The 7,267-nt window shown below is 32.0% G+C and carries 2 protein-coding genes; both read left to right on the top strand.

The features are described 5' to 3' along the window. The first annotated feature begins 803 nt into the window (after positions 1-803). On the top strand, positions 804-4,475 hold the full coding sequence (locus F6K15_RS00305; RefSeq protein ID WP_293055614.1) for a WD40 repeat domain-containing protein: 3,672 nt from the start codon (positions 804-806) through the stop codon (positions 4,473-4,475). 1,429 nt (positions 4,476-5,904) lie between these two features. Further along, the gene (locus F6K15_RS00300; protein ID WP_293055612.1) at positions 5,905-6,798 is read left to right on the top strand and encodes a hypothetical protein; all 894 of its coding nucleotides are present in this window, start codon (positions 5,905-5,907) and stop codon (positions 6,796-6,798) included. Positions 6,799-7,267 lie beyond the last annotated feature (469 nt).

Genomic DNA, 7,267 nt, shown 5'->3' with positions numbered 1-7,267 from the left:
TTGATTGGCAAAATAATCATTTACTGGAAAATATTTTTAGTTGTCAGTAGTTAAAACAGTTTTTTCCTGACTATTCATCTGATTCTGATAGAAATTTCATACCTGATTTCACCAAGACCAGTTAATAGAGATAAAGTACATTGCAAAAATAACTTTTAACTGGAAAATTTGCATCTCTTTGTAATTCCATCTGTAAGTATAATTGCATCTGTTAATTATTAACACCAGGGAAGTTCGGGAACTTATAAAAAATTATTTGCATATTTCAGCATTAAATTTTATGATTCCTAACAATTCTAAGGTTTTTGTGACAAAAGCATGGCTATTTCAGTTATCAGTTATCAGTTATCAGTTATCAGTTATCAGTTATCAGTCATTAGTATCTCTGACCTTATACCATGTTGAAAAAAGAATGTTACAAATAGCACTATTGAAATATTTTATAGGAAATTTGTATTTGACAAATAAAGATGATTTTAAATATAAAAAACTCTATAAAACCTATTCATTATGATTCATTACTCCTGACTTTTTACTTCTTATGTTGGGAGCAGTAGGGGTGAGTTTATTTCTAATAAGTACCCTAACTATTTGTAGTAAACACTTATCAAATTGGCATTAGTCGGAGGCTTCAAATACTGAATCGAATATTTTTTTCATTCTGTTAAAAGGGAAGGCTTGAGACCTCGTTTTTTAGTTAATAAGAAATTCAATAAAAATATAAAACTTCCATAAAAATCCATAACTTCCAGATTGATGATAATTATGCTTAGGAATAATAAGAGATAATAGGTAATTATACTATGACTGGACGAAGCAGAGGTAAACGAGGAGTGATTCTAACAAGTGAGGGATGGGATAAACTCAATAATGCTCAACAAATTCAAGAAAGTCAAGAAAATTCTGTCAAACCTTATACTATTGAAAACTTGAGTGAAATAACTAGACTCGATCCGACGACTATTTCTAAGGTTTTACGTCGAGAAGTTGGTGTTGATAAACGTACTTTGGATCGCTTTTTTCGTGGTTTTGGTTTGGAGTTAAATCCTAGTGATTATACAAAATTAGATGTCGTGAATAATAAGGTTGAAATACCAAGGGATAATAAACGAAATAATTATTTTTGTGATGAAGCTCCAGATGTTTCGATTTTTTATGGTCGTTCTGAAGAGTTAAATATGCTCAAACAATGGGTTGTAGATGATGGTTGTCGTTTGATTACATTAATTGGAATTGGTGGAATTGGGAAAACTACTTTATCCGCGAAAGTTACTCAAAATTTGAGTCAATATTTTGAGTGTTCAATTTGGTTTTCTTTACGGAATGCACCACCACTTTTAGAAATTATTACTAATTTTTTACAGGTTTTATCTAATGGAGAGGAAACAGATTTAGGGAAAAATATTACTCTGATAATTAATAAGTTAATTGGATATCTGAAAAATCGACGTTGTTTATTAATTCTGGATAATGTTGATGCTATTTTTTCGGAGGGTAATTATGCTGGTAATTATCTGGAAGGATATGAGGGTTATGGTGATTTTTTTCAAAAAGTAGGGGAAACAAATCATCAATGTTGTTTGCTAATTACTTCTAGAGAGAAGCCAAAGGAAATTGCTGCTATTGAAGGTAAAGAGTTACCTGTTCGTTCATTACAAATTAGCGGTTTGGGTATTTCAGAAATAAAGGAAATTTTTAAAGCTAAAGGAATTGTTGATACTAGAGATTCAGATTTACAAGAGTTGATTAATAATTATGGTGGTAATCCTTTATATCTTAAAGTTATCGCAACTACTATATTGGATTTATTCGATGGTAATGTTGATGATTTTCTGGCTCAAGGTACAACGGTATTTGGTGATATTTGTAATCTTATTAATCGGCAATTTCAGCATTTATCACAATTAGAAAAATCTGTATTATATTGGTTGGCTATCAATAGAGATGCTGTGGCTATAACTGAATTAAAAGATGATTTGTTGTTACCGAAGTTTGAACATGGGAATAGTAATGAATCAACTCTGGAATTAAGATCGATTAATCAATTTAGTTTACTAGAAATATTAGATTCATTACATCGTCGTTCCTTAATTGAAAAAACTAGAGATGATATTCACAATAGCTCTAAATTTTCTCTACAACCAGTAGTTATGGAATATGTAACTATAAATTTAATTGAAAGAATGTCTCACGAAATTATCTGTGGTGAAATTTTACTATTTCAAAGTCATGCTTTGCTTAAAGCTACGGCATCGGATTATATTCAAGAAATACAAAAACGTCTAATTATTATACCAATTATCGAACGTTTAGAAATGACTTTAGGTAGTAAGGAGGAAATTGAGAGTTATTTGATGAAAATGCTTGATCGCTTCCGCAAAAAGTCTCCATCTTTTACTGGATATGTTGGGGGAAATATTCTGAATATACTATTTAGTTTATCTGTAAAAATCAGTGACAAAGATTTTTCTGATTTAAGTATTTGCCAAGGAAATTTGCAGGGGATAATTTTAAACAATGTTAATTTTACGAATAGTAATTTTGCTAAAACAACTTTCACTGATACCTTTGGTATTATTTTTAGTCTGGCTTTTAGTCCGAGTGGAGAATTTTTAGTTACAGGAAGTATTAATGGTGAGGTTTGTTTGTGGAAATGGCAAGAAAATCGACAAATTTTTAAACATCAAGAACATACAACTATAGTTGATTCTATTACTTTTAGTCCCGATAATCAAAAAATAGCTAGTTCTAGTAGAGATAGAAATATAAAAATCTGGGATATTGCTACAGGAAAATGTATTTATACTTTAAATTCACCGAACAATCAGATAGTCAAAAATATTGTTTTTAATTTCGATGGAAGTCAGTTATTTGGTTACTCAGAAAAACAAATAATATCTTGGAGTTTAGAAACTGGTAATTCAGATATATTGATTGAATCAGAGAGTCGTATTTCTGCCTTAAGTCTTTCCCCTCAAACAGGTCTTTTAACTTTTGGTTGTGAAAATGGTGTGGTTTATCTGTGGGATATAAATACAAAAACAATTATTAATAGTTTTGACACGAATAGTGGTGTAATTTTATCAGTCAAGATTATCGAAAGCGATCTGGTTTTAGCTTCTAGTTTAGAAAATAAAACTGTAAAAATTTGGGATATACATAATTGTCAATGTTTAAATACATTCAAATCTCAGAGTTATCATATTTCCTTGATTGATATTAGTATTAATGGTGAAAATTTGGCGACTGGTAGTGGAGAAAAAATTGTTAAAGTCTGGAATATTCAGACAGGTTTATTTTTACAAAGTTTAGAAGGGCATCTTTCAGAAATTAACGCTATAACTTTTAGTAGTAAAAATATTTTAGCCACAGCTAGCGTTGATAGAACAGTAAAAATCTGGGATATAACTACAGGTAAATGTCTGAAAACTTTACAGGGTCGTGCAGATTTTGTTCATTCGGTTGTATTTATTAATAAAAGTCAAATAATTGTGAGTGGCAGTCAACATACAATTAAATTTTGGGATATAAATACTAATGAATGTCTATCTACTTTTTTTGAACATAAAGATTGGCTTTCTTCATTAATTATTAGTCCTGATGAAAAATTTATAGCTTGTGCAAATGTCGGTAATAGAAATAATATTATCCGAGTTTGGCAGATAGATAACTTTACTAAAAATAATCTTCACGAAATTACTAATCATCAAATATCTCACAAAATATTGCAAGGACATAATGATAGTATTTGGTCGATTGCTTTTAGCCCAGATAGTACGAAAATAGTTAGTGGTAGTAGTGACAGAACTGTAAAAATTTGGAGTTCTCAAACAGGAGAATGTTTAAAAACTTTCTACGGTCATTCTCGCCCGATACTTTCTGTTGCTTTTAGTCCTGATGGAAAAACAATTGCAAGTTGTGGCGGTCATTCAATTATTAAATTTTGGGATATAGTAACTGGGGAATGTAAGGGAACTATACAAGAAAAAGCTTCTTATATTATTAGATTTAATTTTAATGGTTTAATTTTAGTTAGTGGGCAAACTACTGGAATAGTTAAACTTTGGGATGTAGTTACTGGAGAATGTATTGAGACTTTAGGAAGATTTGGTAAACCAATTATTTCTATGGCTTGTAGTTATGATGGTAAATTTATCGCTTATGGTACTTACGATGGAATTGTAAATATTTGGGATATCAAAAATAGTCAATTAATCGAAATATTACAAGAAAAATTTTCCTCTATTTGGTCTCTTACTTTTAGTTCAGATTCCAATTTTTTAGTTATAGGTAGAGATAGAGAAAAATTTCAAGTTTGGGATATTAATGCGGGTAAAATAATTAATTCTTTTCAGGGCGACAGACCTTATGAAAATATCGATATTTCAGGAGTAACAGGTTTGTCAAATTCAACTACTACTAATTTAAAAGAATTAGGTGCATATAATTGTAAGCATTCAGCATTCAGCTATTAGCTATCAGCTATTAATCCATTGCTGAGTTAAGCAGGAATTGTTATTGATACATTGAGAAAGAATTAAAAGTTACTCTCAAATCACACTCCCTTGACCTCATAAATCTATTTACATTGTTTATTAAAAAGCTAAAAGCTGAATGCTTATATCAAGTCTTATTAAGAACGCCATAATAAAGATTTTCTTCTCTATCAGAGAGAATATTCTTCAAATTTCCCTTTGTTCCTTACTCCCTACTCCCTACTCCCTAAATTTTTCCGAAGTGGTTATTTAAAGAGACATGATATTAAATATAATTAGGGCTTGCTGATTAGTTCTCAAAGTATTGATAAATAAAGGTATTAGTCTTTTTGGGGTTCAAAAAAGTGCCAGATTTTCGGTGCAAAAAACTCAAAAAGCTAGTATTTTGGGCTGACTATGGTAGAAAAATTAAGGAACAATTCTTACTCCTACCTCCTTTAAATTCCTATTTCTCCTGTCTCCTGTTTCCTACCCCTACTAAAAGACTTTTGAGCGCAAACCCTCATTAGAGAATATTTATCAACTTGAAGGAAAAATATTACTAAAGTGCTTCCTCAAAATTCTATAAGCTTGGCGATCGCTATAATCTGAAATTAAATATTTTTATAGCTAAGAAATAATTAGTTAGGACTTATGGGAATGACGAATCTTAGACTAGAAAATGTTTTTCCAACTTTTCCCTCTTATAGTTGTGAAATACTTTTTTAGTTGAATAAAAAGTCATGCGTAGGTACGAACAGAAGACATTAAACACACAGTATCACAATTTTTTTGAGGATGCAAGGGAAAATCTCCCCGCGCCGCCGATTTTTTCGAGTGCTTCACAGAATGATATTTTCCTTGACTTTATAAACTCTTGTAGGAATAGTAAAAGTAGAATTATTGTATTTGAACTACTTATCGGAAAGTTTGCTTAATACAAATAGGATAGGAATATCGTCTCCGGAACCAAGATAAATTGTAATGGAGAAAAAATTAATACGGACAAATAAATTATGAACAATTCAATTATCACATTAGTAGATAACTTACTCACTGGTGGGATTACAGTTTTAGCATTACGCGCTTAGGTAGTAGGTTTTAGAGAGTATTTGTCAAATAAAATTAGAATTTTATTAGTTGAATAAAAAGTCATGCGTAGGTACGAGCAGACCCCATTAAATACACAGTATCACAATTTTTTTGAGGATGCAAGGGAAAATCTCCCTGCGCCGCCGATTTTTTCGAGTGCTTCACAGAATGATATTTTCTTTGATTTTCAAACTCTTGTAGAGAGAGTAAAAGTTAGGATGTTATCGTACTTGAACTACTTATCGGAAAATTTGCTCCATGCAAATAGGATAGAAATATCGTCTCCGGAACGAAGATAAATTGTAATGGAGAAAAAATTAACACAGACAAATAAACTATGAACAATTCAATTATCACATTAGTAGATGACCTACCCAATGGTGGGATTACAGTTTCAGCATTACGCGCTTTAGATTTCATCGTACCTGGAGAATGGAACAATTTAGTAGGTTTTAGAAATACTGTTCGTAAAGTAACTGGCGAAGAAGACTTAGAAAGGATTCAAAAAATCAGTGAGCGTGCTTTGTGGATATATAATGACGAATCTCAAGGTTATCAGGGCGCTATCTGGGCTTACCAAACCCTGGATAAAGCTGATGCTGCTATGGGTGCTGCAGCAATGGCCAACAAAATTGGTGAAAAAATCTCTTTCCTCAGTTTCCTGAATAAATTAACCCCATCAGCAGATAAAACTCAGGCAGTTGATTTAGCGATTAAGGTGGTGGGTGAGTTGGTTGCTTTCTGCAAATTAAATGGAATGCCTACCAGAGAAAGTTTAGGAGATTTTTCGGCTGCTTTGGCAGAAGAATATAGTGGCCCATCTTTGATGCGAATGGTTGCTTTGGTGTGTTTTGATGGGTTAATTCCTTTGGGACCTGATTTTGTCGATCGCGTGGGAGATATTATTGGGGGAATGAGTTCTGCTGGTCTGCAACAAAATCCTTTGTTTCAGAAGGTAAATAATTTGATTCCTGGTGATAGTACTCAGGGTAAGCTTGATTTTATTGGTAATAGTTTTGATTCGGTTAGGGGTTGGATGAGTAATTTAGTTTCATCACAAGGATTAGACCCTCAAATGATTATCGATCATTTACAAGGTTTTGTTGAAATTGCTGATGATAAGTTGGATTATTTGGCGGCTTTTCTTGATTTGACTACTAATTATTTTGAACATACTGGTACTCAAACTGTAGCTCGTCGTTTGATTTTGCAAGCGGCTGAGGAAGTTTGAACAATTAATAATTAATAATTAACAAATACATCTCCTTGAAAAGAAGAGGATTGATGCGGTAGGGAAAATTTTTTCTTCTCTTGGTCGATTGGATATGGCTCTGAGACCTCGCCATCCCTCGACCGCTTTTTTTCTCCTTTAATTGTTGGCGTACGCTTTTGAGTCTCTATATATATGCTTAGTTGATAAAATCCTGTTTTGCTGTTGAATAAAAAGTCATGCGTAGGTACGAGCAACCCCCAATAATTACATACTACTATGATTTTTTTGGCGATGCAAGGGGAATATCCTGCCTATTTTTTTGGTGCTTCACAGAATGAGTAATTGGTTTGTGAGCGATCGCTCTATAAGTTTATTTATTAAAGTCTCTATGGGAGAAATATTTTTGGTGCTTCACAGAATGATTTTATTTCTAATGTTGGCGTACGCTTTTGAGTCTCTATATAGTACTTACTTCTAAAATGCTGTT

Origin of the sequence: Okeania sp. SIO2B3 (genome assembly GCF_010672525.1) — a bacterium.
GTDB lineage: Bacteria > Cyanobacteriota > Cyanobacteriia > Cyanobacteriales > Microcoleaceae > Okeania.
This window is presented reverse-complemented; position numbering and strand designations above follow the sequence as displayed.